Annotated in this window: 1 protein-coding gene; it reads right to left on the bottom strand. The window is 65.4% G+C overall.

The window, feature by feature from the left end; translation table 11 throughout:
- Positions 1 to 1233: methyl-accepting chemotaxis protein (locus tag AAHB08_RS21080; RefSeq protein WP_342059990.1), on the bottom strand; the 1233-nt coding region annotated here is incomplete at its 3' end.
- Positions 1234 to 1458 lie beyond the last annotated feature (225 nt).

Below are 1458 nucleotides of genomic sequence, written 5' to 3'. Positions count from 1 at the left end.
GCGGCCCTGTTCACCGGCGCGGGCGGCCTCGATGGCGGCGTTGAGGGCCAGCAGGTTGGTCTGCTCCGAGATGCTGCGGATGGTGTCGAGTATGCTGCCGATGGAGTCGGTCTGGCTCGCCAGGGACTCGATGACCCCGGCCACCTGCTCGATCTCCCCCGAGAGGCCGACGATGCCGTGGCGGGCCTGAGCCACCACGATAGCACCCGCATCGGCCTGATCGTTGGCCTGTTTGGCCACGTCGGCGGCGAGCGACGCATTGCCGGCTATTTCGCTGACGGTGGCGCCCATCTCGTGGATGGCGGTGGCGACCTGGACGGTGCGATCCCGCTGGGCGGTACAGTTGTGCTGGGTCAGTTGGGCCTTGGCGGCCACCTCGTTGGCGGTGGCGGCGAGCTGGCGGGAGTTGCTCGCCACCTGTTCGATGGCACCGTGGATGCGGGCCACGAACTGATTGAAGCTGCTGGCTATCTCGGCCAGCTCGTCCTTGCCGGTCAGGCTGGCACTGCTGTCGAGGGCGAGATGGCGGGCGGCATCCCCGATGTGCAGTTGCAGGAAGGAGACCCGGCGGCGCAACCCGATCAGGATGAGGGTCGAGACCAGCAGCGAGATGGCGATGGCGATCACTATGATGGCGATCATCTGGTTGCGGCCGCTGTCATAACTGCTCTGGCTCAGCTCGTTGCGCTGCTGGGCCTGGCCGATGAGGCCGTCGAGCAAGGCGTTGGCCCCCTTGCGCATCTCCCCATAGGTCTGGCTGTAGCTGTCCCGATAAATGGTGCGGGCCACCTCCATCTCATCCTTCTCCAGCGCCTGCAGCATGGGGATCAGCTCCTCACGTTCCATCTTCTCGAACTGGCCGAGCAGCCGCTCGGCCTCGGCCCGGGCGGCGGGATCGACCTGGGCCGTCACCGCCTGCTGCATGGCCTGACGCATCTCGGGAATATCTTCCTCGCGGGTCTCCTTGACCCGGGTCAGCACCCCCTTCTCGTCGCGCAGGGAGGTCTCCTGCAGCAGCATCATGTCGATGCCGACGCGCATGCGCGGGATGCGGGAGGCCACTTCCGCCATGGCCCGCATGGGGGTGGCGGTATTCTGGAACAGCTCATCGGCCTGTTGCTTGATGTTGCCCATGCTGCGCAGGCTGGCGGCGCCGACCAGCAACAGGGCGAGACAGGGCACGGTAACGGCCAGGATGAGTTGGGTTTTGATCGTGATCTTGCCTGCCAGCATGATGACTCCTTGGTGCGTTGCTATGTCGCTACTGTAGCGGCTTGTCATGACGGTTTGCCGTCATGCCCGGGTCGACACTCCCTGCCGACCCGGACGAAAAAGAGCGCCGAAGCGCTCTTTCATGTTACAGCCGGAAGTTGCCGACCAGCTTGTCGAGCTCGCCGGAGAGCTGCTGCAGACTGCGGCTGGACTCCGTCAGCTGATGGGCGATGTCGGCGGTCTCCA

It is taken from the genome of Aeromonas sp. OTU364 (assembly GCF_038440395.1).
GTDB lineage: Bacteria > Pseudomonadota > Gammaproteobacteria > Enterobacterales > Aeromonadaceae > Aeromonas.
Note: the sequence above shows the minus strand (reverse complement) of the source record. Positions and strands in the feature narration are given on the sequence as shown.